Source organism: Nonomuraea sp. 3-1Str (assembly GCF_031570565.1).
Taxonomy (GTDB): Bacteria; Actinomycetota; Actinomycetes; order Streptosporangiales; family Streptosporangiaceae; genus Nonomuraea.
Genome location: NZ_JALHBK010000025.1, coordinates 48627 through 75582, shown reverse-complemented (window position 1 = coordinate 75582; position 26956 = coordinate 48627). Strand labels below are relative to the sequence as shown.

Here is a 26956-nt window from a genome sequence, read left to right as displayed (position 1 = left end):
GGCCCGGGCCGTTCAGGGTGTCCCTCCGACCGGACGCTCCTCCTTCCCGGCGCCCGCGACGGAGGACGGGACGGCGGACGGGACGAACCTGCTCTGCGCCCGCTTGCCGGCCTCCACCGCCGCGTTCCCGCGCTCCAGCAGCTCCGCCTGGTACTCCGCGAGCGCCGAGGCGAGGTCGCGCTCGCCCCGGCCGGCCTCGGCCAGCAGCTCGGCCAGCAGGACGGCGTCCAGCAGCGCGGTGTTCGCCCCGTTGCCGCCGCTGGCCAGGGTGAGGTGCGCGGCGTCGCCGAGCAGCGTGACGCGGCCTGCCGGCCAGGGCGGCATCGGCCGGTCGAAGACCTTGGACCGGCCGACGGCGCTCATGTCGGCACCGCGCACCAGGTCCCGCAGGTCGGGGTGCCATCCGTCGATGAGCTCCAGCACCGGCTCGCGCGCGTCGCTCCGGCCGCTCTCGCGTGCCGCCGGGTGCCCCGGCGGCACCAGCAGCACCCATCGCACATAGCTGTCCCGGTACGGCATGTCCAGGCCGGGGGCCAGCTCGGCGGCGGCCGCGGACGGCTCCCTGCCGAACTCCATCCGACCCAGCATCAGCGTGGTGCCGGGGCCCTTCACCATCGTGCCGCGCCCCGGCACCAGCTCCAGGAAGCGGCCGGTGAGCGGGGTGCGGCCCATCGCCCCGCACAGGTCCGCGTCGACGAGCCCCACCTCGGGCGCCAGGTACCGCCGCACCACGGAGTTCCCGCCGTCGGCGCCGACCAGCACCTCGCCCGTGGCCCGCGTGCCGTCGGCGAAACGCGCGGTCACGGTCCCGTCCGCCTCCTCGGCGACGCCTGTCAGCCGCTTGCCGTGCTCGACCCGCCGCCCGAGGTCCCCGAGCAGGATCCGGCGCAGCACCTGCCGGTCGAACGCCCTCGCCTCCTCCGGCGGTCCCGGCAGGTCGCCGCTCAGCAGCGTGAGCTGCTCGTCGAACAGCAGCCCCGGCCCGGCCAGGCTGCCGCTGGTGGCCTCGACCAGCTCGTACAGCCGTTGCGGCAAGCTGCCGCGCAACGCCTCCATCGCCGGCGGCGCGAGCCCGATCCGGTAGCCCTGGGCCCGCTCGCCGCTGCCGTCGTCGGCCTCGTACACGCGTACGTCCAGGCCGGCGCGGACCAGTGCGTGCGCGAGCGTCAGCCCGCCGAGCCCTGCCCCGATCACCAGAATCCGTGTCACCGTGACCCTCCCGTCCTAGGTGAACACCGTTAACGTGTACATTGTTCACGTAGACGGCACCGGCGTGTCAACCCCCGGCGGCGCGGCATGCATCGACCAGGAGGTGTGTGTGGACGGGCCGACGCGGCGACGTCGCGCTGGTCGAAGACGTACGTCCGACCTGGGGCGGGTGCTGGGCCTCGGGGGTCAGCCGGGCGCTCGCCGACGGAGCCGGCGCGTCACCGGCCCGGCGTGCCCGGGGGCCGGGTCCGGCCGAGCTCGGCCAGGCGGGCCAGCGCGGGCAGGGCGCCGGCGATCGCCCGCCGCTGCTCGGCGGTCAGCTGCGCGACCAGCGGAGCCAGATGGCGCGTGCGGTCCTCGTGGCGTGAGCGCCCGATCCGCCGGCCGGCCTCGGTGAGGTGGACGAGGACGGCGCGCCCGTCGCTCGGGTCGGGGCGGCGCTCGACCAGCCCGTCGCGCTCCAGCCGGGTGACGAGCTGGGTGATGGCGGGCTGGCTGACCTGCTCCGTCCTGGTCAGGTCGGTCAGCCGCAGCGGGCCGTCGGCGCACGCGAGGGTGTCCAGCACCGACAGCGTCGTGAACGACAGCTTCTCCAGCGTCGGCAGCCGGATGTAGAAGCGGTTGAAGCTCTCGACGGCCGCGGTGAAGGCCTCCACGTCCAGGTCGTCGTCCGGGGTCTCGACCACCCCCCCAATATATCGCGAACTTATATAAGATGCTTATGATGTCGGCGCACACATCTGTCAGCGTGAGAAGAGGTACGCATGACTGTTCGTATCGGCATCAACGGGTTCGGGCGGATCGGCCGCAACGTCTTCCGCGCCGCCGTCGCGCGGAACGCGGACGTGGAGATCGTCGCGGTCAACGACCTCGGCGACGTGGCGACCATGGCCCACCTGCTGGCCTACGACTCGATCCTGGGCCGCTTCCCCGGCGAGGTCACCGCCGAACCGGGCGCGATCCACGCCGGTGACGCCACGGTCAGGGTGCTGGCCGAGCGCGACCCCGCCGACCTGCCCTGGGGCGACCTGGGAGTGGACGTGGTCATCGAGTCCACCGGCGTCTTCACGCAGGCCGCCAAGGCCCGCGCGCACGTCGAGGGCGGCGCGAAGAAGGTCATCATCGCCGCCCCCGCCAGCGGCGAGGACGTCACGATCGTGCTCGGCGTGAACGACGACGCCTACGACCCCGAGCGCCACACGATCATCTCCAACGCCTCCTGCACCACCAACTGCCTCGGCGTCCTGGCCAAGGTGCTGCATGACGCCGTCGGCATCGAGTCGGGCATGATGACCACGGTCCACGCCTACACCCAGGACCAGAACCTCCAGGACGCCCCGCACAAGGACCTGCGCCGCGCCCGCGCCGCGGCCCTCAACATCGTGCCCACCTCCAGCGGGGCGGCCAAGGCCATCGGCCTGGTCCTGCCCGAGTTGCAGGGCCGTCTCGACGCCTTCGCCCTGCGGGTGCCCGTCCCCACCGGCTCGGTCACCGACCTGACCGTCACCACCCGCCGGCCGACCACCGTGCAGGAGGTCAAGGAGGCCTACGCCGAGGCCGCCGCCGGCCCGTACAAGGGGCTGCTGTCCTACACCGAGGCGCCCATCGTCAGCACCGACATCGTCACCGACCCCGCGTCCTGCGTCTTCGACGCCGAGCTCACCCGGGTGCTGGGCACACAGGTGAAGGTGGTCGGCTGGTACGACAACGAGTGGGGCTACTCCAACCGCCTCATCGACCTGGCCCTCCTCGTGGGCGGCACGCTCTAGGGGCCACCGTCACCAGCGCCGCCATCAACGTGTGGCTCCGCGCCTCATGAAACACGACGGGCCGGGGGGTAGGAGCCGTCTCGCAGGTCGGCGACGGCGTCGGGGTGCCGGGGCTGCCAGCCCAGCCGGTCGCGTGCCCGCTCCCCGCTGACGGACTGGTCGAGTGCCAGGGCGTCGGCGAACAGCGCGCCGAGTTCCTCTCGCGCCTGGTCCAGCGGCCAGACGCGCGGCTCGGCGAGGATTCCGGCGGCCTGGCCGGCGGCGATGGCCAGGTCCCGGACGGGAACCGCCGGCTGGCTCACGCCGTGCCACAGCGTTCCGGCGGGCGCTTGCTCGACCACTCTGGCGAAAAGGTCCGCCAGGTCGTCGAGGTGGACCATGGGCCAGCGCACCGTCGAGTCCGCGATGATCAGGGGCGCCCCATGCTTGCGGGCCAGGTCGACCAGCAAGGCGGGGATGCCGCCGCCGCGACCGTGCACGATGCCGGGTCGGATCACGGTGGCGCGGACGCCGTTCTCGGCGGTGGCGAGCACCTGGTGTTCGATGCCGGGCCGGTATCCCACGATCGGGATCGGGTCGGTGGGCGTTTCCTCGTGGGCGGTCGCCGCCCCCGTGGCGCCCAGGACCCAGACGCCGCTGGTGTAGACGAACGCGCGCCCCGTGCCGCGCAGCGGGCCGGTCAACGCCGCGACGGCCGCGGCGTCGGCGGCGGCGTCACCGGTGGGCGTGGCCAGATTGATCACCGCGTCGATGTCGGGGGTGACCGCCGCTGTGAGCGAATCCGGGTCGGTCAGGTCGCCGATTCGCCGCTCGTACCGCTCCTCCGGCCGATCGCCGCCTGGACGGGCGAGTTCCACGACCTGGTGGCCGGCTGCCGCCAGCCTTTCGGCGACGGCCGAGCCCAGGTAACCACGAGCTCCTACGATCAGAGTACGCATCTCAACACTCCCTCGAAAATTTCGATGTCGAAACTTTAGGTCGAAACTCTCCCATGGTCAAACTCTTCGACATCGAAGACTTAGACTGTGAGAGAAGCCGCCTGACCCGGGAGGGAAGACCGTGACCGACGCGACCGAGCAGGACGGGGTCGATGTGATCATTCGGGAGTGGCAGGCGGTGCGGCCCGACCTGGACTGTTCCCCCATGGCGGTCGTCGGCCGCCTTTCCCGGGCGTCACGGCTGCTCGAACGCGCGATCAAGGACGAGTTCGCCGAGCACGGCCTGGAGTCCTGGGAGTTCGACGTGCTGGCCACACTGCTGCGCGCGGGGCCGCCCCACGTCCTCAGCGCAGGAGAGCTGAGCAGCGCGGGCATGGTGAGTTCGGCGGCGTTGACGAACCGCGTCGACCGGCTGGTGAGCAAGGGACTGGTCGAGCGCGAGGTGGACCCGGCGCATCGGCGACGTGTCCTGATCTCCTTGTCCGAACAGGGGCTGCGGCTGGTGAACCAGGTCGTCGAACACCACCTCGCCAACGAGCGCCGGCTTCTGGAGGGACTGCCCGTGGCCGGACGCGATCAGCTCGCCGCGCTGCTACGCCGCCTGCTCGTCTCCCTCGGAGACAACGGACGGCAACCGGCCGACACCTGATGCCGGAACCTACGTTTCTGCCCGAAACGCTCCATCCCCGATGAGCCGGGACCGGTGTAACGATTGGCTGTGAACCGGGTCCGGAACACGACGGCCTTACGCCACGCGTGGAACGCTACATCCCCGTCGTCTACCAAGGATCGGATGGGGATCACGTGTCATCGGGTTTCCCTGCGTCGTCAGGGCGGGGGCGTTCCAGGTGGATGGCCGCGGCGGGCGTCGCGGCGGCGCTCGTCCTCGCGGGCTGCACTCCGGAGAGCACCACGGGCAACGGCACGGGCGACAAGGCGCCCACCTCGGAGGCGTCCGGCGCCTCCTCGCCGCCCGCGGCCGGTGAGATCCGCAAGCCGCCGCCGGTGGACGCCGCCTGGCCGCGCTGGGGCTTCACCCACACGGGCGTCAGCGCGAACAACGTCAGCCCGCGGTTCGAGCAGGACGTGGCCGGGGCGCTGGCCCGGACGCCGATGCTGCAGAACCAGCACATCATGGGCTTCGGCGCGCTCAACCCGGAGCCGCGGCCCGGCGAGTTCTTCTGGGAGGACCTCGACAGCCGGATGAGCCTCATGCGCGAGTCGGGCGCCACCCCGGTCATGACGTTGTGCTGCGCCCCCGACTGGATGAAGGGCGGTCCCCAGGGCCCGACCGAGGAGTCGGCGTGGAAGGAGCACCTGGAGGACGCCCCGTACCCGGAGCACTTCGACGACTTCGCCAAGCTGGCCGCGGCCGTCGCCACCCGGTACACCGACGTGAAGTACTTCATGGTCTGGAACGAGCTGAAGGGCTTCTGGCGGGACCACGCCAAGCCGGCGGACGTCAAGGGCTATACGGAGCTGTACAACAAGGTGTATGACGCGGTCAAGGCGGCCCGGCCGGACGCCCAGGTGGGCGGCCCGTACATCGGCTTTGACAGCGACAACGAAGGACCGTCGGAGCTGCGCGGCCCGTGGGGCGTGGTCAACCAGAACGCGCTCGACGCCTTCGAGTACTGGTTCAAGAACAAGAAGGGCGCCGACTTCGTCGTGGTGGACGGCGCCTCCCCCACCGAGACGCACGAGCTGCGGCCGGACGAGTTCGGGGCGCTGGCCAAGTTCGGCGCGATCACCGCGTGGCTGCGCGAGCGGACCGGTGACCTGCCGGTCTGGTGGTCGGAGTGGTACGTCGTGCCGGAGGACGGCACCACCTGGCCCGAGCCGAAGCGCCTGGCCGTGCAGGCCGTCTCGATGATGGAGTTCGCCCGCAGCGGCGCCGCCACCGCCCTGTACTGGAACCCGCAGGCCAAGGAGGGGGAATGCCGGGCCTGCATGTGGGCGCCCGGCACCGGCTCGATGCTGCCGACGGGGCAGCTGGTGAGCGAGTTCGCCCGCTGGTTCCCCGCGGGGGCCGAGCTGGAGGACGTCACCTCCTCCGACCCACGGGTCCGCGTGCTGGCGCAGGAGCAGCAGCTGCTGGCGGTCAACACGGCGGACAAGGCCGTCACGGCGACCGTGGACGGCAGGCAGGTCACGCTCCAGCCGTACGAGATCAAGTGGAGCGGCCGCTAGAACCGCTCAGCCCCCGGCGGGGCACGGTGGTCGTCGGCCGCCCGAACTCTGTCGGCACTATACCCAGTAAGATTGTTGACAATATTGTCGCCCGAGATCTAGCCTCCTGGGACACCGCGAGGGAAAGGGCGACGATGCCGCACCGGGACGGCCCGATCACCGGCGAACAGGCGAAACAGCACGCGCTCGTACGGCTGCGCGAAGCCATCACGCGGGGGGACATGGTTCCCGCCCAGCGCCTGGTGGAGGCCGAGCTCGCCGAGCAGTTCGGGGTGACCCGGGCGAGCATCCGCGCCGCGCTGATCGACCTGACCGCCGCGGGCCTGGTCGAGCGCATCCCCAACCGGGGCGCCCGCGTACGGGTCGTCAGCGTCGAGGAGGCGGTCGCCATCACCGAGTGCCGGATGGTGCTCGAAGGGCTGTGCGCGGCCAAGGCGGCGGCGCGGGCCACCGACGAGCAGGCGGCCGAGCTCGCCGCGCTGGGCGAGGCGATGGCCAAGGCGGTCGCCGACGGCGAGCCCCTGACCTACTCGGAGCTCAACCATCGGTTGCACGCCCGCATCCGCGACATCTCCGGGCAGCAGGTGGCGGTCGAGCTGCTGGAGCGGCTCAACGCCCAGCTGGTCCGGCACCGCTTCCAGCTCGCGCTTCGCCCCGGGCGGCCCCAGCGGTCGCTCGACGAGCACCTGGCGCTGATCGAGGCGATCCGCGCCCGCGACCCGAAGGCGGCCGAGGCCGCCGCGCACGCCCACCTGGCCAGCGTCATCGAGGCGCTCAGCGACACCTGACGCCGTCCGGTGGCACGGCTCCCCCATCCCTCGAGGAGGACAACCCGATGACAGACGCCGTGAACCAGGCAGCTCCGGCGCCGTCCACCCTGGTCGTCAGCGCGCACGCCGGCGACTTCGTCTGGCGCGCGGGCGGGGCGATCGCCCTGGCCGCCGCGCGGGGCGAGAAGGTGACGATCGTGTGCCTCTCCTACGGCGAACGCGGCGAGTCCGCGAAGGCCTGGCGCGAGGGCAGATCGCTCGACGAGATCAAGGAGCTGCGGCGCGGGGAGGCGGAGCAGGCCGCGGCCACCCTGGGGGCCGGCATCCGCTTCCTCGACGCCGGCGACTACCCGCTGCGGGAGACGCCCGAGCTCGTCGACGAGCTGGTGCGCCTCTACCGGGAGGTGGCGCCCACGGTGGTGCTCACCCACCCGCCGGAGGACCCGTACAACGGCGACCACCCCGCGGCGGCCCGGATGGCGCTGGAGGCCCGGGTGCTGGCGCAGGCCGTCGGCTACCCGGCGCCGGGTGAGCCGCTCGGGGCGCCGCCGGTGTTCTTCTTCGAGCCGCACCAGCCCGAGATGTGCGGCTTCACCCCGCAGGTCCTGCTCGACATCACCGAGGTCTTCGACACCAAGCGCAAGGCCATGGAGTGCCTGCCCGCCCAGCGGCACCTGTGGGACTACTACACCGACCTGGCCACGCGCCGGGGCGTGCAGCTCAAGCGCAACGCCGGCCCCAACCTGGGGCTGCCCCACACCACGTACGGCGAGGCGTACATGCGGCCGTACCCGCAGGTGACGGGCGTCCTGGCATGAGCGGGGTGATCGTCACCGGCGTCCGCCGGGCGGACGCGGACGCGGTGGCCGCGCTGGCGGGGTTCGGCGTGGCGACCGTGCACGAGGCGCTGGGCCGTACGGGAAGCCTGGGCCCGGGGCTGCGGCCGATCCAGCAGGGCGTGCGCGTCTGCGGCACCGCGGTGACCGCCCTGTGCCGGCCCGGCGACAACCTCATGATCCACGCGGCGGTCGAGCAGTGCCGCCAGGGCGACGTGCTGGTGGTCACCACCACCTCGCCGTCCACCGACGGCATGTTCGGCGAGCTGTTGGCCACGGCCCTCCAGCGGCGCGGCGTGCGCGGGCTGGTCATCGACGCCGGCGTGCGCGACACCGCCGAGCTGCGCGCGATGGGGTTCCCGGTCTGGTCGGCGGCCGTCTGCGCGCAGGGCACGGTCAAGGCCGCCGCCGGGTCGGTCAACGTGCCCGTGGTCGTCGGGGGCCGGCTCGTCCGGCCCGGCGACGCGGTGCTCGCCGACGACGACGGGGTGATGCTCGTGCCCCGCGACCTGGTCGCCACAGCCGTGGAGGCGGCCGAGGCCAGGACGGCGAAGGAGGAGGCCTCGCGGGCCGCCTTCGCCGCGGGCGAGCTGGGCCTGGACCGCTACGGGCTGCGCGCGACGCTGGCCCGGCTCGGCGTGCGTCACGTGACGGCCGAGGAGTACGAGCGCGAGGGGACGGCGCCATGACCTCCGGACCCACGCCCCGGCACGGCGCCCCGATCCTGGACGGTGGGCTGCCCTGCGTGCTGATGCGCGCGGGCACCTCCAAGGGCGCCTACTTCCTCGCCGGGGACCTGCCGGCGGACCGGGCGGACCGCGACGACCTGCTGCTGCGCGTCATGGGCAGCCCCGACCCGCGCCAGATCGACGGCCTGGGCGGGGCCCACCCGCTGACCAGCAAGGTGGCGGTCGTCTCCCGCTCCGCCGACGACGCCGCCGACGTCGACTACCTGTTCCTGCAGACGGGCGTCGAGACCGCGCAGGTCAGCGACCGGCAGAACTGCGGCAACCTCCTCGCCGGGGTGGGCCCGTTCGCCGTCGAGCGCGGGCTGGTCCCGGCCGCCGACGGCGAGACCACCGTGCGCGTCCGCATGCTCAACACCGGCGAGCTGGCCGCGGCCACCTTCCCGACCCCGGGCGGCGTGGTCCGCTACGACGGCCCCACCGAGATCTCCGGCGTGCCGGGGACCGCCGCGGCCATCGTCATCGAGTTCCCCGGAGACGCGAGCGGCCGGCCGCTGCTGCCGACCGGCCACGTCCGCGACGAGGCGGCCGGCGTCACGGTGACGTGCGTGGACAACGGCATGCCCGTGGTCCTCCTCCGGGCCGCCGGCCTCGGCGTCAGCGGGTACGAGAGCCCCGCCGAGTTGGAGGGGGACGAGGCGCTGGCCGCCCGGCTGCGCGAGGTCCGCCTGGCCGCGGCCGAGCTGATGGGCCTCGGCGACGTCAGCGGCACGACCGTGCCCAAGCTCACGCTGCTGGCGCCGCCCAGGAGCGGCGGTGCCGTCTGCACCCGGACGTTCATCCCGGTCCGCTGCCACACCGCCATCGGCGTGCTGGGCGCGGCGAGCGTCGCCGCCGGTCTGCTCGTCCCCGGCGGGGTGGGCGAGGACCTGGCCGTGCTTCCCGAGAACGGGAGCCGGGTGCGCGTCGAGCATCCGACGGGGTTCCTCGACATCGAGACCGCTGTCGAGCAGGGCCCCTCCGGCGCTCCCCACGCGGCCCGCACCGCCGTCGTCCGGACGGCCCGCAAGATCTTCGACGGCACGGTGTTCCCGCGCCCGCCCGCATCCGGCTCCTGAGGAGGCTCCCCGATGGCCCCACCCCTGGGAGACATCGCCCATCTCGGCCATGTCGAACTCTTCACCCCCGACCCCGACCGCAGCCTGTGGTTCTTCACCCAGCTGCTCGGCATGACCGAGAACGGCCGCTCGGGCGAGTCCGTGTACCTGCGTACGTGGGACGACTACGAGCACCACAGCCTCACGCTCACCGCCCACCCGACCTCGGGCCTGCGCCGCACGGCGCTGCGCACGTCGAGCGAGGAGGCGCTGAACGCCCGCGTCAAGGCCCTGGAGGAGGCCGGCATGGGCGGCGCGTGGGTGGAGGACGAGCCCGGGATCGGGCCGCTGTACGTCACCCGCGACCCGGACGGGCACGAGATCGCCCTGTACTGGGAGAGCGAGTGGTACGAGGCGCCGCCCGAGCTGCGTCCCGGGCTGAAGAACCAGCCGCAGGCCAAGCCGTGCCAGGGCGTCGGCGTGCGGCGGCTCGACCACGTCAACTTCCTGGCCGCCGAGGTCGCGCCCAGCTCCGGCTTCACGCACCGGCTGCTCGGCGCCCGGCCGACCGAGCAGATCGTGCTCGACAGCGGCAGGCTCAGCGCGCAGTGGCTGACCTTCACCAACAAGTCGTACGACATCGTCTACACCGAGGACCGGTCGGGGTCGCGAGGGCGCCTGCACCACGTCGCGTTCGCCACCGACTCCCGCGAGGACATCCTGCGGGCCGCCGACCTGTGCCTGGACAACGGCGTGCACATCGAGACCGGTCCGCACAAGCACGCCATCCAGCAGACGTTCTTCCTGTACGTCTACGAGCCGGGCGGCAACCGGATCGAGCTGTGCAACCCCCTGACCCGGCTGGTGCTCGCCCCCGACTGGCCGCTGATCACCTGGACCCAGGCCGAGCGGGCCAAGGGCCAGGCGTGGGGCCTGAAGACGATCGAATCGTTCCATACGCACGGCACCCCGCCACTCGACTGAGCCCGCCCTGCGAACCCACCCGGGCGCCGGCCAGGACGGTGACGACGACGTGGGCGGTGGACATCGGGGGGATTCTCTGGGGCGGTGATGGGGCCAGCACCGAAGGCGCGGACCGTCGGGCGGCCAGGTCAGGCTCACGGCCGTCCCAGATCACCGGTCAGGTGGTGCCGCACGAGGGGGGCCAGGATGGCGACGAGCGCTTCGCGTTCGAGCGAGGCGAGCGGCTCGACCTTCAGCACGTACCGGGCCGTCGCCACGCCCAGCAGGTGCGCGCCCGTGAGGCTCGCGCGCAGCTCGGCCCGGTCGGTGCCGATGGCGCGGGCGAGGGGCAGCATCACCTCGTCGGTCATGAACGAGGCCACCATCGCCGACGCGCTGGGCGAGGCCGACGCGCCGCGCACGATCGCGAGCAGCCGGGCTCCGGTGTCCGGGGCCTCCCAGAGCTCCAGATAACGCCTCGCCAGCCGCTCCCCCAGGTGGTCGACGTCGCCGTCGCGCACCAGCGCCGTCAGGGGCCGGGTGGGTGGATCGGCCCGCAGGGCGGCGTCGAAGAGCCCGTCCTTGCTGCCGAAGAACTGCAGGATCAGCGCGGGATCGACGCCGGCGGCCGACGCGACGCCGCGGATGGTGGTCGCCAGGTATCCATGCTCGGCGAAGCTCCGCTGGGCGGCCGCCAGGATCGCCTCGCGCGTTCCCGACACTCCCGGCCGTCGCCCGCCGGCTCCCTTCTGACGTGTCTCGGTCACCCCGGCAGAGTAACTCACCCTTGTTGAGTTCGGCGCCGGCGTCGTCTACGTTCAACTCACCATCGTTGAGTTATTCCGTGAGGGGTTCGGCATGTCACCAGCCGTAGTGATCACCGGAACGTCGTCAGGGATCGGCCGGGCCTCGGCGCTGGCCCTCCATGCCCGGGGCTTCACGGTCTTCGCCGGAGTGCGCAAGGAGGCGGACGGCCAGGCGTTGCGGGCCGCGTCCGGAGGCGGGATCGTCCCGGTCCGCATCGACGTCACGGACGAGGAGTCGATCGCGGCCGCCGTCCACCGGGTGGAGCGGACCGTCGGCGCGTCGGGGCTGGCCGGCCTCGTCAACAACGCCGGCATCGGCGCGCCCTGGCCGATCGAGCTGGTGCCCCTGGAGGAGTTCAGGCGTCACCTCGAGGTCAACCTGACCGGCCAGCTCGCCGTGACGCAGGCGTTCCTGCCGCTGGTCAAGCGCGCCCGGGGCCGGATCGTCAACGTCGGCTCGGAGGGCGGGCGCATCACGCTGCCGTTCCTCGGCCCGATCACCGCCGCCAAGCACGGCCTCGTCTCCGTCACCGACGCGCTGCGCATGGAGCTGCGCCCGTGGGGCGTGCACGTCAGCATCGTCGAGCCGGGCGCCACCCGCAGCGACGCCCCGGCCAAGCTGGTGGCGAGCGGCCGGCGGGCGATCGCCGACCGGTTCTCCCCCCAGGGCCGCGCCGACTACGGCGACGCGTTCGGACACGTCATCGAGAAGATCGCCGCGAACCACCGGCGCAGCGGCAGCCCGCCCGAGACGATCGCCCGCGCCGTCGTGACGGCGTTGACCGCCCGGCGGCCGAGAACGCGCTACCCCGTCGGCGGCCACGCCAAGCTGCTCACCCGGCTCCAGCGCGCGCTGCCGGACCGTGCCGTGGACGCCCTGTTCAGGCGCATGCTCGGCCTGGGCGGGTGAGCGTGAGGCCGTGCCCGCCGCTCCCCCGCGGTCTCAGGCGGCGGGGCCGCACCACCGGGTGAGGGCTTCGGCGAGGCCGGCGTCGTCGCTGCGGTCGCCGGCCCAGGCGAGGTAGCCGTCGGGACGGACGAGCATGCACCTCGCCGCAGCTGAAGCCTCGGCCGGGGCGACGTGGTCGACGCGGTCGCTCCACCCCGCCGGCGGGCCGAGCCGGGTGACGAGCACGAACCTCCCGCGGCGCAGCGCCTCGTACAACCTGCCCGGCGCGTCGCCGGCGAGCGCGAGATCGGGGACGCGTCTTCCCACCCACGCGTGGGCGCCGTCCGGCGCGGGGTAGCGGACCGCGATGCCGGAGAGCATGTTGAGCGCCACCGCGCGGCGCAGCGGCCGGATGTTCATGACGGCGCCGCTGACCTGGTTGCGCACCGCGCGCGCCACCGGCGAGCGCAGCAGCGCCAACCAGGTGAGGAGGCCGCTGGTGCGCAGGACGGTCCTGCCCACGGGGTGCCGCTCGGCCTCGTAGCTCTCCAGCAGCCCGGCCGGGGCCCAGCCCCGAACGGCCGCCGCCAGCTTCCAGCTCAGGTTGGCGGCGTCCTGCAGGCCGGTGTTCATGCCCTGGCCGCCGGCGGGCGCGTGCACGTGCGCGGCGTCGCCGGCGATGAACACCCGGCCCGCGCGGTAGTGGACGGCCTGCCGTTCCTCGCTGTGGAAGCGCGACATCCAGCGCGGATCGTGCATGCCGAAGTCGGTGCCGTAACACTCGCGGGTCAGCCGCTTCAGCTCCTCGAAGTTGACGGGGACGTCGTCCGGGAGGTCGCCGTCGGCGTGGTCGCGGCCGATGATGCGGTACCAGCCGTCACCGAACGGGGCGATGAACACGAAGCCCTGGCGAACACCGTTGACCGACAGCAGCTCCCGGGGCTTCTCCGTCAGCCTGACGTCGGCGAGCATCACCGAGCGGGCGACGGCGTGGCCGGGGAAGCCGATGCCGGCGGCCTCGCGCACGGTGCTGTGCCTGCCGTCCGCACCGACCACGTACGACGCCCGCAGGGTGCCGGCGTCCTCGTCGAGCGCGCGGACGCGCACCGTGACGCCTTCGCCGTCCTGCTCCACGCCGGTGACCTCGTGCCCGGACAGCAACTCGGCGCCGTTGCCGAGCGCGCGTCGCATCAGCAACCGCTCGATCTCGTACTGCGGGGTGACGAGCATGTACGGGTGCCGGCCCGGCAGGTCGGTCATGCCGATCACGACGTGGTCCCAGATCAGCAGGCCCGGGACCGTGGTGCCGCCGGCGATGGCCTGGTCGGCCAGGCCACGCATGTCGAGGAGCTCCAGGGTGCGCGCGTGCACGGCGAAGGCCCGCGAGAGCGGCGACTCGCCGGTACGGCGCTCGACCACCGTCACGCGCACCCCGGCGCCGGCCAGGTCTCCGGCGAGCAGGAGCCCTGCCGGGCCGGCTCCGACGATGATGATGTCCGCGTTCATGATGCTTCCTCCGTGAAGGGGATCGCCCTGAGGAACAGGGCCACGTGCGCGTCGACGTCCAGCGCCTCGGGGGGCCGCCCGACCGAGGGAGGGACGAGCAGAACCTGCAGCAGCGCGTGGGTCACCAGGGGCGAGACCAGCAGGAGGGCCGCGGCGTCCAGATCGACGTCGTCGATGAGCCCGGCCTCGCGGGCGGCGGCCAGCAGACCTTTCGCGCCGGCCAGCGCCCGCTCGGGGACGGCGTTCCGGAACGTCTCGCCGACGTGCGGCAACCTGGGCGTCTCGGCGATGACGATGCGGGCCAGCTCCATGTACTCGCGGTCCATGAGTCCGGCCAGGAGCCGGCGGGCGAAGACGTGCAGCGCGCTCTCCAGGGCGGCCCTCGACGTGACGGCCGGAGCCGCCTCCGGCGTGTCCTCCGTGGTGGTGATCAGGTGTTCGAGCACGTCGGCGAGGACCGCCTCCTTGCTCGGGTAACGCGTGTAGAGGGTCTCCTTGGACACCCCCGCCTCCTTGGCCAGGGCCGCCGTGCTCACCTGGGCGAAACCGTGCCGGAGGAACAGCGTCTTCGCCGCCGTCCGGATCTGGCGGACCTTGGCGTCCTCTTGCTCCATCCGAGCCTCTCTCCCCTTGCCGAACCGTACCGTACGGTTCGACCGTACTCCGGACTGCTGGCCCTCACAAGGCCGGATCGGACGCCGGGCCCGGGGCCCGGCGGTCCCGGGCCGGTCAGCGGGCGGGCGAGACCAGGCCGGCGTCGTAGGCGGCGATGACGAGCTGGACCCGGTCGCGGGCGCCGAGCTTGGCCAGCAGGCTGGCCACATGCGCCTTGGCGGTGCCGGGGCTGATGTGCAGGTGCGCCGCGATCTCGGCGTTGGACAGGCCGCGCCCGACCAGGGTCAGCACCTCGCGTTCGCGTCCGGTCACACCGCCGAGATCCCGCGAGCCCGGCGTGGAGGGGGGCCGGGCGGCGAACTCCCCGATGAGGCGGCGGGTGACGCCGGGCGCGATCAGGGCGTCCCCCGCCGCGACCACGCGGACGGCCGCCAGGATGTCCTCCAGCGCCATGTCCTTGACCAGGAAGCCGCTGGCCCCGGCCCGCAGGGCGGCGTAGACGTTGTCGTCGTCGTCGAAGGTGGTCAGGATGACGACCCGGGGGGCCGGCTCACCCGTTGTGATCATCTGGGTGGCCTCGATGCCGTCCATGCCGGGCATGCGGATGTCCATCAGCACCACGTCGGGGCGCAGCTCCCTGGCCAGCCGCACGGCCTGGGCGCCGGTCCCGGCCTCTCCGACGACGTCCGCGTCCGGCGTCCCGGCGATGACCGTGCGCAGCCCGGCGCGGATGAGCGGCTGGTCGTCGGCCAGCACGACCCGGATCGTCACCGCGCCCCCTCGGCACTCGTCATCGCGCCCGACGCGTGGTCGTCGTCGGGCCTGTCCGGGACGGGCAGCCGGGCGGCGACCCGGAAGCCGCCTCCGGGCCGTGGTCCGGCGCTGAGGTCACCGTCCAGCAGCGCGACGCGCTCCCGCATTCCGGCGATGCCGTACCCGCCGCCGCCGGGCGGGGCCGCGGGGGCGGGGCCGTGCCCGGCGTCGACGATCTCGACGCGCAGCTCCTCGTCGCGGAAGTCGATCGACACCGCGCAGCGGGCGACGCCCGCGTGCCGGACCACGTTGGTCACCGCCTCCTGGACGATGCGGAACGCGGACCGGTCGACGGCGGCCGGCAGCGGGCGGCGTTCGCCGCTCCAGCGCACGTCCACGCGGACACCGGCGGCGGCGGTCATGGCCACGACCGCGTCGAGGTCCGCCAGCCCCGCGAACGGCGCCGGCTCCGCGGGCCGCGGCTCCGGCCGGCGCAGCACGCCGAGCAGGCTCCGCAGCCCTCTCAGGGTCTCGCGGCTGGTGGTCTCGATCGCGGTCAGCGCCTCGCGGGCCTTGGCCGGCTCGGCGTCCATCACCCTGGCGCCCGCGCCGGCCTGGATGGCGATGACGCCGATGCTGTGGGCGACCATGTCGTGCAGCTCACGGGCGATGCGCAGCCGCTCCGCCGTGACCGCCTCGGCGGTGGCGTGCGCGCGCAGCGCCCGGCCGTACTCGCGCCGCTGGCGGATCGAGGTGCCCGCCAGCCAGGCGACCAGGACGCCCAGGGCGAGCACGAGCGTCAGCCCGACGAAACCCGGTGCGAGGGCGCGGTGGCCGCCGCGCCACAGGTCGAACTGCCAGGCCGCCTGCTGGACCGCCAGCGCGGCGACCGCGGCGACGACGCCGGCCCGGCGTGCGCGTCCGGCCGTGACCAGGCCGGTCAGGATGTCGGCGGCCAGGAACACCGGCCAGATCCGATCGGCCATGACCCCCGCGGCCGTCGCGACGGGGATCTCGGCCAGCAGCACCGCGAGCACCGCCGACGGCCGGCGCCGCGACCCGGCCAGGGGCAGCGCCATGACGGCGGCCGCGGCCGCCGCGGCGGGGGCCTCCGGGTGGACGTCCCGGTCCTGGTTCAGCAGCGTGACGAACAGCACGAGGGCGAAGACCGCCACCGCGCACCAGGTGAGCGCCGTCCGCGCGCCCGGCGGCAGCCGCTGCGTCAGAGGCGGGCGGGGCGGGTCGTGGTGCACGCGGTCGATCGTAGCCACCGCCTGCCGGCCGGGCATCGGCCCAGGGGCGTACGCCCGCGGGCCACCTTCGTCGCGCCGGAACGGGCCCGTGGCCCGATGCCGCGGGAAGGCCACCCACGGCAGCGTTGACGACGTGATCGAAGTCAATGGACTGACCAAGCGCTACGGAGGCGTGACGGCCGTGAACGACCTGACGTTCACGGTGCGGCCCGGGCACGTCACCGGGTTCCTCGGCCCGAACGGCGCCGGCAAGAGCACCACGATGCGCATGATCCTCGGCCTGAACCGGCCCACCGCCGGAACCGCCACCATCGGCGGCCGCCCCTTCAGGCGGCACGGCGCCGGGCTGCGCCACGCCGGCGCGCTGCTGGACGCGGGCGACGTGCACCCGGGGCGCGGCGCCGCCGCGCACCTGTCGGCGCTGGCCCGCGGCAACGGCCTGCCCCGCCGCCGGGTGGCCGAGGTGCTGCGGGAGGTGGGGCTGGAGGACGTGGCGCGCCGCCGCGTCGGCGGGTTCTCCCTCGGCATGCGGCAGCGGCTCGGCATCGCCGCCGCCCTGCTGGGCGACCCGCCCGTGCTGCTGTTCGACGAGCCGGTCAACGGCCTCGACCCCGAGGGCGTGCGCTGGGTACGCGGCCTGTTCCGGCGGCTGGCCGCCGAGGGCCGCACCGTCCTCGTCTCCAGCCACCTGATGAGCGAGATGGAGAACACCGCCGACCGCCTCGTCGTCATCGGCCGGGGGGAGCTGATCGCCGAGGAGAGCCTGGCCGAGTTCGCGGCGCGCGGCGCCCGCGACCGCGTCACCGTGCGCACCCCGGACCCCGCCCGGCTCGCCGCCGTACTGACCCGGGAGGGCGCCACCCTCTCGCCGGGCGCGGACGTGCTCACGGTGACGGGGATGGGCGCCGCGCGGGTCGGCGAGCTCGCCCACCGGGACGGGATCGTGCTCCACGAGCTGGTCCCGCGCGCCGCGTCGCTGGAGGAGGCGTTCATGGAGCTGACCGCGGGCCACGCCGAGTACCTCGCCGGTGACCGCCGATGACCTCCGGAGCCTCCGGCGCGCCGCGTGCCCGCCTCCGTGACCTGCTCGCGTCGGAGTGGATCAAGCTGTGGTCGCTGCGATCCACCCGCTGGGTCCTCGGGCTCGGCACGCTGGCCGTCATCGGGCTGGCCGCGCAGTCGAGCCTTGAGACGTACGACGCGTGGCCGGCCTTCACCCCGATGGAGAAGGCCATGTTCAACCCGATGACCGAGGCCTTCAGCGGCCTGGCCGGGGTCATGGTGATGATCGGCGCGGGCGCCGTGGGCGCCCTGACGATCGCCGGGGAGTACGCCTCCGGCCTGATCCGCGGCACGTTCACCGCGGTCCCGGCCCGCCACCGCGTGGTCGTGGCCAAGGTGGCCGTCACGGCGGGCGTCATGCTCGCCACCGGCGCGGTCGCGGTGACGGCCGCGTTCGGCGTGAGCCAGGCCATCCTGTCCGGCCGGGGCGTCGCCGCCGCGCTCGGCGATCCCGGCGTCGCCCGCGTCCTCACCGCGAACGCGCTGCTCGCGCCCGTGTCGGCGCTGGTCGGCATGGGCATCGGCGCGCTGCTGCGGCACACCGCGGCGACCGTCGTCACGGTCTGCGCCGTGCTGGTCGTCCTGCCGATGTTCTTCAAGCCGACCGTGCACCAGTGGGCCAACGACCTGTACGCCCTGTTCCCCTTCTACGTCTGGCGTACCTGCCTGTCGCTGGTGGCGCCCCGCGACAGCCCCGCCCTGCCCACGGTCACGGGCTCGTGGCTCGTCTTCGCGCTGTGGCCGCTGGTGGCGGCGGCCGTGACCCTGCTCGTCGTCCACCGCCGGGACGTCTGAACGCCCTCCGACCCTCAACCGATCGTCCTTCGACGAGACCCTCCGACGAGAGAGAGACCATGCGACAGCACCACGCCCAGGAGCCCGCCCGTCGTGCCCGCCGGCCGCGCCTGACGGCGGCCGTTCCCCTGGCGGTGGCGGCCTGCGTCATGACAGCCTGCGTCGTGACCGCCGCCGCACCGGCGGCACCCGCCCTCGCCGCCCCCGTTCCCGCGGCCGCCCCAGCGGCCGGGCCCGCCTCGGCCGTGCGCCTCGAACTGCCCCGGCCGACCGGCCCGTACGCGGTCGGCCGCGACACGCTGCACCTCGTGGACGAGGACCGCAAGGACCCCTGGGTGCCGCAGGACGGCCCGCGGCAGCTCATGGTGTCGATGTACTACCCCGCCCGGTCCGACGCCGGCCCCTCCGCGCCGTACATGAGCGTGGCGGAGGCCGAGTCGCTGCTGCGGCGCAAGGCCCCCGGCGTCTCCATCCCGCCCGAGACGGTCAGCGCCACCCGCACCCACGCCCACACCGGCGCCGCCCCGAAGCACGGCCGGTTCCCGCTGGTGGTGCTCTCCCCCGGTCTGGGGCTGCCGCGCGCCAGCCTCACCTTCCTGGCCGAGGAGCTGGCCTCCCGCGGGTACGTCGTCGCGCTGGTGGACCACGCCTACGAGTCCTCCGGCACGACGTTCCCCGACGGGCGTACCCTCACCTGCGCCCCGCTCTGCGACCAGCCCAAACCGCCCGAGGGCGGGCAGGCGGCCATCACGAAGAGCCGCACCCTGGACGTCTCCTTCGTCATCGACGAGCTGACCGGCCGGCGGTCGGCGTGGAAGATGGCCGCGATGATCGCCCCCGGGCGGATCGGCATGGCCGGCCACTCGCTCGGCGGCGACGCGGGCGCGGCCACCATGGCGGCCGACAAGCGCGTGCGGGCCGGGGTGAACCTGGACGGCACCTTCCACCCCGCGGTCCCCGCCGGCGCCCTCGGCGGCCGGCCCTTCCTGCTGATGGGCAGCCATGACGACCACGTTCCCGGCAAGGACGACACCTGGGACGCGAGCTGGTCCCACATGGACGGCTGGAAGCGCTGGCTCACGGTCGCCCACACCGACCACACCGCCTTCACCGACCTGGCCCTCCTGCAGCAGGCGGCCGGCATGTCCGCGCCCGGCGCCCTGTCCCCGCAGCGCTCCCTGCAGATCACCCGGGCCTACGTCGGCGCCTTCTTCGACCTGCACCTGAAGAGGAGGAAGCAGCCGCTGCTCGACGGGCCTGCCGGCGCCGACCCGGAGGTCGCCTTCCACACCCCCTGACCTCAGCGGACGGCTCCAGCCGCTCAGCCGGCATGCTCGGCCGCCCACGCGCCGAGGCCCTCCTCCGTGAGGACGTGGTCGAGCGCGGTCGCCGCCGCCCCGTGCAGCGCGCCGTCCCCTCCGAGGGCGGCGGCCACCACGGGCGGCGGCTCCGCGCGTCGGAACCGCATCAGCCCGTCGGCCAGAGCCGCCGCGAACTCCTCCTCGGCGGCGGCCCGCAGCGGCTCGGCGAACCCGCCGAGCGTGACGATGCCCGGGTCGAACGCGTTGATCAGCCCGGCGAGCCCCCGCCCGAACCCGCCCGCCGCGCGTCCCACCGCCGACCGCACCGCCGTGTCGTGCTCCGCCCTGGCCAGGGCCGCCTGGGCGTAGCTGCGGGGGTCGCCGGGCGGCGGCTCTCCCAGGTGGCGGGCGATGGCCCGGCCGTCGACCGCGAGGTCCCAGCAGCCCAGGGCACCGCAGGGGCAGCGCAGCGCGGGGTCTCCGAGCGGCAGGTGGCCGAACTCGCCGCCGGCTCCGGTCGCCCCCTGGACCGGCAGGCCGTCCACGACCAGGGTCCCGCCCACGCCGACCTCGATCGTGACGTGCAGCGCCGTACCCGCCCCGGCGGCGGCGCCGTAACGCGCCTCGGCGGCGCCCGCGAGCGTCGCGTCGTTGCCGACCAGCAGCGGCAGGCCCGGTACGGGAGCCAGCGCGGTGAGGTCCACCGCGTCCCAGCCCAGCGTCGCGGACTGCACGACCCCGCCGTCGCGCACGGTCGCGGCGACCGCCACGGCCACGGCACGGACGCGGCCACCGAGCCGGGCGTGGACCCGGCCCACCGCCTCGGCGATCGTGCCGATCACGCGGTCCGGATCGCGGCTCCCGTGCCTGCCCTCCTCGGCGACGCGCGGCGTGCCGTCGAGCTCCGCGACCGCGCACCGCCAGTCCTCCTGGCGGAGGTCCACGGCGATGACGACCGGGCCGTCCGGGTGCGGATGGAGCACGGTCGTCGGACGGCCCCGCCCGGAGGCGGCGGCCGGGCTCTCGGCGAGCAGCGCCAGGTCGCGCAGCCGGGCGGTGATCTCGGTGGCCGATCCGGTGGACAGGCCGAGCCGCCGGGCCACGACCGCCCGGGTGACGCCCGGCCCTCGGCGCATCTCGTCCAGGACGGCCAGCGCGCCACGCCACCGGGCGTCCCGCGCTCGTACGGAGAGGGCGCGGACGGGCCGGCCGCGACCGGCGGGGCTTGCCATGGGCGGTGGTGCCTCCTTTATCCTCGTTTGACGAGTTTAACGTGAGGAGACCCCGTGCGGCGACGACCACCGGATCCCGGCCCACTCCGAACAGCATGCCCTGACGGCACCCCACCGGGCCCCGGCACCGCCCCGGCGGACCGATGACCGGCTTCCGGGACGACACAGACCTCCCGGACGAACAGCGGCTTCCCGCCGGGCAACCGCCCACCGGCCGGCCGGACGTGGCTCACCCGGGCGCGGGCCGAGCGGACATGGGTGGAGCGGACACCCGGCGGACCGTGCGGCAGGTCGCGCTGGCGCAGGTGGCGCTCGGGTTCACCATCAACAGTCTCGGCGCGTGCCTGGTGCTGCTGGCACGCGACCTGGACACGCCCGCCGGGGAGCTGGCGTGGCTGTCGTCGTCGTTCGGGGCGGGTCTGCTCGTCGTGGGGGCCGCCGGGCGGTGGGCGCTCAGGCGGGGGCCGCAGCCGGCGCTGCTCGGCGCGGCCCTCGTCGCCGCCGCCGGGGCCGCGCTGCTCGCGACGGCGCCCACCGCCCCGACGGCGGCGGCCGGCGCGCTCCTGCTCGGGCTGGGGGCGGCGGGCCTGGTGCTGGTCACTCCCGCGCTGCTGAGCGGTCCGGACGCGGCGGCCCGGTTGACCCGCGCCAACGCCGCCGCCAGCGTCAGCGCCCTGCTCGGCCCGCTCGCCATCGGCACCCTCGACGCCCTCAGCGGCCCGGGCCGCCCCGGCGGGTTCGGCGGATTCGGCGGTTCCGGCGGGTTCGGCGGGCTGGCCGTGAACGGCCGGCTCGCGCTGCTGCTGGCCGTTCCGCCGCTGCTGTTCCTCGCGGCCGACGCCTGGAGACGTGGACGGCCGCCCCGTGACGCGCCCGGCCCGCGACGTGACACCACGGCCGGCGGCGGGCCTTCGACCCGCGGGTCAGGCGGCGAGCCGGCCGGCAGGCCGGGCGGTGGAGCGGGTGGAGCGGAGTCTTTCGCGCCGGGCCGGGGGCGGGCGGTGAAGGCGTGGGCCGTGATCGTGGTGGCCGTGTCCATGGAGTTCTGCTTCACGATCTGGGGCACGGCCCGGCTGCAGGTCACCGGGCTGGCCCCGGGGACTGCCGCCGCGGCGGCCACCGCGTTCCTGGTGGGGATGGCCGCCGGTCGGCTGGTGGCGCCGCGTCTGCTCGCCCGCGACCTGCCGGTCGTCCCCCTGGGGTGCGGCCTCACGGCGGCCGGGACGCTCGCGGTCTCCCTCACCGACGCCCCCCTGCCGGTCGCGGCGGGGCTCGTGGTGGCCGGCCTGGGCATCGCGCCGTTCTACCCGGTGACGCTGGCGCGGCTGGTCCAGGTGCCGGGGCTCACGGTGGCGCGGTCGTCGGCGTACGGAGCACTCGCCTCCGGCACGGCGATCCTGGCCGCGCCCGCGGTGCTCGCCGCGCTGGGGGCCGCGCTCGACCTGCGGGCGGCGTACCTGGTGACGGTGCTGCCCCTGGCGGCCGTGCTGGCCGCGGCCACCCTTCCCGCCGCGCGCGCCCGCCGGTGAGGGCGAGCAGGAAGGCGGCACGGTCCCGGTGATGGCCCGCCTCCGCCGCTCCCACGGTCCGGCCCGCGAGGGCACTGCATGACGGTGTGGCCGCCACCGGGACCCTGCCCCGTTCCGCCGCGCCGGTGCGGGTGTACGGGCGCGCGGTTGACATCCGACTGTCCCTACCTGAATGTGGGAAGCCCCCCTGGTGCGTCGCCGAGCCGACGGAGGTCTGACCATGCCCGCGTCCGGAGCCTTCACCTGGGAGCCGAGCGAGCGCTGGGTGCGCGGCGTCCGCGGCGACGTCGTGGTCGTCGACAGCCGCGCTCCCGTGCTCGTCCGGGAGCCCGGCCGGCCGACGCCCCGCTACGCCTTCCCCGCCGATGACGTGCGCACCGACCTGCTGCGCGCCGCCGGCGAACCGCCGGATGACGCGCGCACCTTCTACGACCTCGCGGTCGGGGACGCCCTCGTGCGCAACGCCGCCTGGCGTTATCCCGAACTGCCCGGCCACATCGCCTTCGCGTGGTTCGGGCATCCGGAGGTGGTGCTCGACCACTGGTACGAGGAGGACGAGGAGATCTTCGTGCACCCGCGGGACCCGTACAAGCGGGTGGACCCGATCCCCAGCTCCCGGCACGTCGTCGTCGAGATCGGCGGGCGGGTGGTCGCGGAGACGCGCAGCCCGGTGCTGCTGTTCGAGACCGGACTGGTGACCCGCTACTACATCCCGCCCGGTGACGTGCGGTTCGATCTGCTGGAGGCGACGGCGACGCGGACGCGGTGCCCGTACAAGGGGCTGGCCTCCTACTGGTCGCTCAAGGGCGGGGGCGCGCCGCCCGACATCGCCTGGTCCTACCCCGACCCCGTGCCCGCGGCCTCGCCGATCCGGGGGTACGTGGCCTTCTACAACGAGGCCGTGGACATCGTCGTCGACGGCGTCAAGCAGGACCGCCCGGTCACCCCGTTCAGCAAGGGACCGAAGCGCTGACCACGACCGCGCCCAGCGCCCAACCATTCTGTCCGGTCGGTAGTCGAAGGACGATGAGGTCTGCACAGACGGGACAGGGGGCAGGAAGTGTTGCGCATCCACTTCACCAGCGAGGACCTGCGGCGTATTACTTTGGCCGAGGACACGGACCCGTTGTGGGACGTGTTGCTGAGCCTCCATGTGCTGCAGGAAGGCAGGGAGCTGACTTATGGCGAGTGGTGGCGGCGGACGCGGCAGGTGAAAGTCGCCGATATGCGCCTGCTGCTGTCGTTGACGCCGCCGCAAGGATATTCACCGGACTTCCTGACCCCGGGGCGCGGGAACGGCCCGCTGGAGGAGCAACTGGATTGGCTGCTTTCCACCCCCACACCACGGTTCCGCGAAGAGCTGAGCTATTTCAATGACAAGCAACCGAACTCCGCGTCGATCAGGGCGCTGCTGGACGGAGGAGCTCCGATGCTCCGCCGGTTGGGCAATGCCATCACCGAGTACCACCATGCCGGAATAGCCCCGTACAAACGCATGCTGCGCCCGCACCTGCAGGCTGACCACGCCCGGCGGCTGCAGGCGCTCGCCGACGGCGGCGTCGATCGCCTGCTGAACGAGCTTCATCCGGACGTGGTGTGGGAGCCACCGGTCCTCTGCGTGCTCGACTATGTGGAGCACGACGTGCACCTTGAGGGGCGCGGGATCGTACTCCTGCCGTCGGCGTTCTGCCGCCGCCACCCGATCACGTTGCGGGACACCGATCTGCCGCCCCTGCTGTGCTTTCCCGTGCAGCCGCCCGTCGGCTGGCTCCCGCGCGTGCGAGCGGACGACGCGCCGGAACACGAACCGGTCGTGGCGCTGCTCGGGCGGACCCGCGCGTACGTCCTGGAGCAGGTCGCCCGGCCCACGACCACGACGGAGCTGGCCCAGCGCCTGGGCATCTCACTGGCCATGGCGAGCCGGCACGCGGCGGTGCTGCGCAATGCGGGCCTCGTCGATTCCAGGCGTGACGGCAACACCGTCTTTCATCACATCACCGCTCTCGGCAGGGCGTTGCTCAACGGCCGGTCGTTCTCCTGAGGGGGACGGCCCCGCCCGCGCGGGCGGGGCCGTCCTCTATCGTGCCGGGGCGTAACCGGCCGGCCTGGTGGTGAACGTGCCGCGGCCCTGCGTACGGCTACGCAGCCGGGTCGCGTACCCGAACACCTCGGCCAGCGGGACCACGGCGGTGATCACCACCGTGCCGGCCCGCGCCGACGATCCCGAGATCCGGCCGCGCCGGGCCGCCAGGTCGCCCAGCACGCCGCCTGCCGTATCGTCGGGCACGGTGACCGTGACCTCCACCACCGGCTCGAGCAACTCCACCGCGCAGGCCCGTAGCGCCTCGCGCAGCGCCAGCCGCCCGGCTGTGCGGAACGCCAGGTCCGAGGAGTCCTTCGGATGGGTGGCCCCGTCGGTCAGCGTGACCCGCAGGCCGGTCACCGGGTGGCCGCCGAGCGGTCCGTCAGCCAGGGCGTCCCGGCAGCCGGCCTCCACCGCCCGCACGTACTCGCGCGGCACCCGGCCGCCGACCACGGTCGAGCGGAACTCGAAGCCCTCACTGCCCGGCTCGCCGTCCAGCGGCTCCACGTCCAGCACGACGTGGGCGAACTGCCCCGCGCCGCCGTCCTGCTTGACGTGCCGGTACAGCAGCCCGGCCACGCCGAGCGTCACCGTCTCCCGCAGCGCCACCTGCGGGCGTCCCACGGCGACGTCCAGCCCGTGGTCGCGCCGGAGCTTCTCCGCCGCGACCTCCAGGTGCAGCTCGCCCATCCCGGACAGCAGCGTCTGCCCGGTCTCGGCGTCCGTACGGACCGCCAGCGACGGATCCTCCTCGGCCAGCCGCGCCAGCGCCGAGGCCAGCCGGTCGGCGTCCACGCTCCGGCGGGCCTCGATCGCCACGGACACCACCGGGTCCGCCGCGCTCGGCGGTTCGAGCACCAGCGGAGCCTCGGGCGCGCACAGGGTGGTCCCGGTGCGGGCCGACTTCAGCCCGACCACCGCGACGATGTCCCCGGCCACCGCCCGGTCCACCTCGGTGTGCCGGTCGGCCTGCACCCGCAGGATGCGGCTGACGCGCTCGGTGCGGCCTGTGCCGGTGTCCAGCACCATGTCCCCCTTCCGCATCGTTCCCGAGTAGACCCGCAGGTACGTCAGCCGCCCGGTGGCGGTCGAGCTCACCTTGAACGCCAGCGCGGCCAGCGGCGCCTCCGGATCGGCGGCCCGTTCCGCGCCGTCCACGCCGCGCACCGCGGGCACGTCCAGCGGCGACGGCAGGTACGCCACCACGGCGTCGAGCAGCGGCTCGATCCCGCGGTTGCGGTACGCCGACCCGCACAGCACCACCAGGCCCGCACCGCTCGCGGTCAGGTCGCGCAGCGCGGCGGCCAGCGTCCGGTCGGAGATCGACGGCAGCGCGCAGAACTCCTCCAGCGCGTCCGCGTGCAGCTCCGCCACCGACTCCTCGAGCAGCCTGCGCCGCCGCCGAGCCTCGTCCAGCAGGTCCTCCGGCACCGGTCCTTCCTGGCACGCGTCGCCCTCCCAGACGAGCGCGCGCATCCTGACCAGGTCGACGACGCCGGCGAAGCGGTCCTCCTGCCCGATCGGCAGCTGGACCACCAGGGGGGCCCTGTGCAGCCGGCGGCGGATCGACTCGACGGCGGCGTCCAGGTCGGCGCCGGCCCGGTCCAGCTTGTTGACGAACGCGACGCGCGGCACGCCGTACCGGTCGGCCCGCCGCCACACCGACTCACTCTGCGGCTCGACGCCCGCGACGGCGTCGAACACCGCGATCGCGCCGTCGAGCACCCGCAGCGAGCGCTCCACCTCGTCGGAGAAGTCGACGTGGCCGGGGGTGTCGATCAGGTTGACGCGGTGCCCGTCCCAGACGCAGCTCACCGCGGCGGCGAAGATCGTGATGCCGCGGTCGCGTTCCTGGGAGTCGAAGTCGGTGACGGTCGTGCCGTCGTGCACCTCGCCGCGCTTGTACGTGGCGCCGGCCAGGTACAGCATCCGCTCGGTGACGGTGGTCTTGCCGGCGTCGACGTGGGCGAGGATGCCGAGATTGCGTACGACGGCCGGCAGGTCGGCCTGTTCTTGTTTCGAGAGGTGAGCACGCACAGCCCATGACCTTTCGGTCCAGAAAAGAAAGGGGACAGCGCGATTTCCCGGACGAGCCGGCCTCGGGTGGCGGGTCAGGTACTCGTCAGGGCGTCGTCCAGTGGCGGCCGCGCAGCCGGCACCGGGGCGACGGAGACGCCAGGATCACCTCGTGGCGCGACGGGGGGACGACGGCAGCGGTGCTGTGGCGCACGGCCGTTCTCCTTCCCCTCGTCGATGATCAGTGGCGAGTGTAGCGAAGGGCAGGAGAGCGAAGAAAGCGATTTGTTGCGGCCGTGGGCGAGGTTCACCACGCGGTCGCCGCACTGCCCCCGATGAGCGACACAGCCGTCATTTCGGCATGTCGACATAGGCGCGAGACGCTTTCATGGAAGGACGCGCCCATGACGATCACCCTGGACACCGGGCGGTACACGGTCGGCACGGCCACCAGCGCCGCCGCCACGGGTCCGGCGTCTCGGCCAGGTCCGGTGCCGTCAAGGGTGACCGATGCCTCGGCTTCGTCCGGCGCCTTCAGGTGACCGGTGCATCGGACGGGGCCGGTGCGTGAGGTGCAAGCGGTGTCTCGCCGGCACGGCGGGCAGCCGTCCGGTGTCCACGGAGAAGACCCACTGGCCGCTGCGCCTGTGCAGGTCGT

Annotated in this window: 25 protein-coding genes; 15 read left to right on the top strand and 10 right to left on the bottom strand. The window is 73.9% G+C overall.

What is annotated here, in order from left to right; all coding sequences use genetic code 11:
• Nucleotides 1-12: 12 nt before the first annotated feature.
• Together MTP10_RS31305 and MTP10_RS31300 are read right to left on the bottom strand one after the other, a co-directional pair.
• Nucleotides 13-1209, bottom strand: coding sequence for an NAD(P)/FAD-dependent oxidoreductase (locus tag MTP10_RS31305; RefSeq protein ID WP_310713796.1), 1197 nt, complete (start codon nt 1207-1209; stop codon nt 13-15).
• A gap of 218 nt (nt 1210-1427) precedes the next feature.
• Nucleotides 1428-1895: a MarR family transcriptional regulator gene (locus MTP10_RS31300; RefSeq protein ID WP_310713794.1), complete on the bottom strand. Its 468-nt coding sequence runs from the start codon at nt 1893-1895 to the stop codon at nt 1428-1430.
• 78 nt (nt 1896-1973) lie between these two features.
• Here MTP10_RS31300 and gap point away from each other — a divergent pair, with 78 nt between their 5' ends.
• Nucleotides 1974-2978, top strand: a complete 1005-nt coding sequence (gene gap, locus MTP10_RS31295; protein WP_310713792.1) for a type I glyceraldehyde-3-phosphate dehydrogenase — start codon at nt 1974-1976, stop codon at nt 2976-2978.
• A 44-nt stretch (nt 2979-3022) separates the two neighbouring features.
• On the opposite strand, the gene MTP10_RS31290 is transcribed toward gap, so the two are convergent.
• Nucleotides 3023-3916, bottom strand: a complete 894-nt coding sequence (locus MTP10_RS31290) for an NAD-dependent epimerase/dehydratase family protein (RefSeq protein ID WP_310713789.1) — start codon at nt 3914-3916, stop codon at nt 3023-3025.
• A gap of 121 nt (nt 3917-4037) precedes the next feature.
• Between MTP10_RS31290 and MTP10_RS31285 the strand changes: the two genes are divergently transcribed.
• The 7 genes from MTP10_RS31285 to MTP10_RS31255 all read left to right on the top strand — a co-directional run bounded on the left by MTP10_RS31285 (nt 4038) and on the right by MTP10_RS31255 (nt 10479).
• Complete coding sequence (locus tag MTP10_RS31285) at nt 4038-4565, top strand: MarR family transcriptional regulator (protein ID WP_310713787.1); 528 nt, start codon at nt 4038-4040, stop codon at nt 4563-4565.
• Nucleotides 4566-4768: 203 nt separating this feature from the next.
• Nucleotides 4769-6106: a GH39 family glycosyl hydrolase gene (locus MTP10_RS31280; RefSeq protein WP_310713785.1), complete on the top strand. Its 1338-nt coding sequence runs from the start codon at nt 4769-4771 to the stop codon at nt 6104-6106.
• Between the two features lie 134 nt (nt 6107-6240).
• Nucleotides 6241-6894 (top strand): GntR family transcriptional regulator, encoded by a 654-nt coding sequence (locus MTP10_RS31275; RefSeq protein WP_310713783.1) that lies wholly within the window; start codon nt 6241-6243, stop codon nt 6892-6894.
• 47 nt (nt 6895-6941) lie between these two features.
• Nucleotides 6942-7694: a PIG-L deacetylase family protein gene (locus MTP10_RS31270; RefSeq protein ID WP_310713781.1), complete on the top strand. Its 753-nt coding sequence runs from the start codon at nt 6942-6944 to the stop codon at nt 7692-7694.
• Entirely contained in the window at nt 7691-8401 is a 711-nt protein-coding gene (locus tag MTP10_RS31265; RefSeq protein WP_310713779.1) for a 4-carboxy-4-hydroxy-2-oxoadipate aldolase/oxaloacetate decarboxylase, read from the top strand. Before MTP10_RS31270 ends, MTP10_RS31265 begins: the two co-directional genes overlap by 4 nt.
• On the top strand, nt 8398-9516 hold the full coding sequence (locus tag MTP10_RS31260; RefSeq protein ID WP_310713777.1) for a 4-oxalomesaconate tautomerase: 1119 nt from the start codon (nt 8398-8400) through the stop codon (nt 9514-9516). Before MTP10_RS31265 ends, MTP10_RS31260 begins: the two co-directional genes overlap by 4 nt.
• Nucleotides 9517-9528: 12 nt before the next feature.
• Entirely contained in the window at nt 9529-10479 is a 951-nt protein-coding gene (locus tag MTP10_RS31255) for a catechol 2,3-dioxygenase (RefSeq protein ID WP_310713775.1), read from the top strand.
• A gap of 134 nt (nt 10480-10613) precedes the next feature.
• On the opposite strand, the gene MTP10_RS31250 is transcribed toward MTP10_RS31255, so the two are convergent.
• Entirely contained in the window at nt 10614-11225 is a 612-nt protein-coding gene (locus MTP10_RS31250; protein ID WP_310713774.1) for a TetR family transcriptional regulator, read from the bottom strand.
• Nucleotides 11226-11316: 91 nt separating this feature from the next.
• Here MTP10_RS31250 and MTP10_RS31245 point away from each other — a divergent pair, with 91 nt between their 5' ends.
• Nucleotides 11317-12174: an SDR family NAD(P)-dependent oxidoreductase gene (locus MTP10_RS31245; RefSeq protein ID WP_310713772.1), complete on the top strand. Its 858-nt coding sequence runs from the start codon at nt 11317-11319 to the stop codon at nt 12172-12174.
• A gap of 33 nt (nt 12175-12207) precedes the next feature.
• Here MTP10_RS31245 and MTP10_RS31240 read toward each other — a convergent pair whose 3' ends face one another.
• From MTP10_RS31240 to MTP10_RS31225, 4 genes are all read right to left on the bottom strand, one after another.
• Entirely contained in the window at nt 12208-13659 is a 1452-nt protein-coding gene (locus MTP10_RS31240) for an FAD-dependent monooxygenase (RefSeq protein ID WP_310713769.1), read from the bottom strand.
• Nucleotides 13656-14273 (bottom strand): TetR/AcrR family transcriptional regulator, encoded by a 618-nt coding sequence (locus MTP10_RS31235; RefSeq protein WP_310713767.1) that lies wholly within the window; start codon nt 14271-14273, stop codon nt 13656-13658. Before MTP10_RS31235 ends, MTP10_RS31240 begins: the two co-directional genes overlap by 4 nt.
• Nucleotides 14274-14388: 115 nt before the next feature.
• Entirely contained in the window at nt 14389-15045 is a 657-nt protein-coding gene (locus tag MTP10_RS31230; RefSeq protein WP_310713765.1) for a response regulator transcription factor, read from the bottom strand.
• Nucleotides 15042-16280 (bottom strand): histidine kinase, encoded by a 1239-nt coding sequence (locus MTP10_RS31225; protein WP_310713763.1) that lies wholly within the window; start codon nt 16278-16280, stop codon nt 15042-15044. The genes MTP10_RS31230 and MTP10_RS31225 overlap by 4 nt, the downstream gene beginning before the upstream one ends.
• Before the next feature lie 133 nt (nt 16281-16413).
• Here MTP10_RS31225 and MTP10_RS31220 point away from each other — a divergent pair, with 133 nt between their 5' ends.
• Genes MTP10_RS31220 through MTP10_RS31210 form a run of 3 tightly spaced genes read left to right on the top strand, consistent with a single transcriptional unit; the run spans nt 16414 to nt 19435 of the window.
• Nucleotides 16414-17322 (top strand): ABC transporter ATP-binding protein, encoded by a 909-nt coding sequence (locus MTP10_RS31220; protein ID WP_310713760.1) that lies wholly within the window; start codon nt 16414-16416, stop codon nt 17320-17322.
• Nucleotides 17319-18137, top strand: coding sequence for an ABC transporter permease subunit (locus MTP10_RS31215; protein ID WP_310713758.1), 819 nt, complete (start codon nt 17319-17321; stop codon nt 18135-18137). The genes MTP10_RS31220 and MTP10_RS31215 overlap by 4 nt, the downstream gene beginning before the upstream one ends.
• Before the next feature lie 59 nt (nt 18138-18196).
• Entirely contained in the window at nt 18197-19435 is a 1239-nt protein-coding gene (locus MTP10_RS31210; protein ID WP_310713756.1) for an alpha/beta hydrolase, read from the top strand.
• A 23-nt stretch (nt 19436-19458) separates the two neighbouring features.
• Here the strand turns inward: MTP10_RS31210 and MTP10_RS31205 are convergent, their stop codons facing one another.
• Complete coding sequence (locus MTP10_RS31205) at nt 19459-20670, bottom strand: ROK family transcriptional regulator (RefSeq protein WP_310713754.1); 1212 nt, start codon at nt 20668-20670, stop codon at nt 19459-19461.
• A 254-nt stretch (nt 20671-20924) separates the two neighbouring features.
• Between MTP10_RS31205 and MTP10_RS31200 the strand changes: the two genes are divergently transcribed.
• From MTP10_RS31200 to MTP10_RS31190, 3 genes are all read left to right on the top strand, one after another.
• A complete protein-coding gene (locus MTP10_RS31200; protein WP_310713753.1) occupies nt 20925-22199 on the top strand; it encodes a hypothetical protein in 1275 nt (424 codons plus the stop codon).
• 220 nt (nt 22200-22419) lie between these two features.
• Nucleotides 22420-23172, top strand: a complete 753-nt coding sequence (locus MTP10_RS31195) for a DUF427 domain-containing protein (protein WP_310713750.1) — start codon at nt 22420-22422, stop codon at nt 23170-23172.
• Between the two features lie 87 nt (nt 23173-23259).
• A complete protein-coding gene (locus MTP10_RS31190) occupies nt 23260-24240 on the top strand; it encodes an ArsR family transcriptional regulator (RefSeq protein ID WP_310713748.1) in 981 nt (326 codons plus the stop codon).
• Between the two features lie 36 nt (nt 24241-24276).
• Here the strand turns inward: MTP10_RS31190 and fusA are convergent, their stop codons facing one another.
• On the bottom strand, nt 24277-26319 hold the full coding sequence (gene fusA, locus MTP10_RS31185; RefSeq protein ID WP_310713745.1) for an elongation factor G: 2043 nt from the start codon (nt 26317-26319) through the stop codon (nt 24277-24279).
• Between the last annotated feature and the right edge of the window lie 637 nt (nt 26320-26956).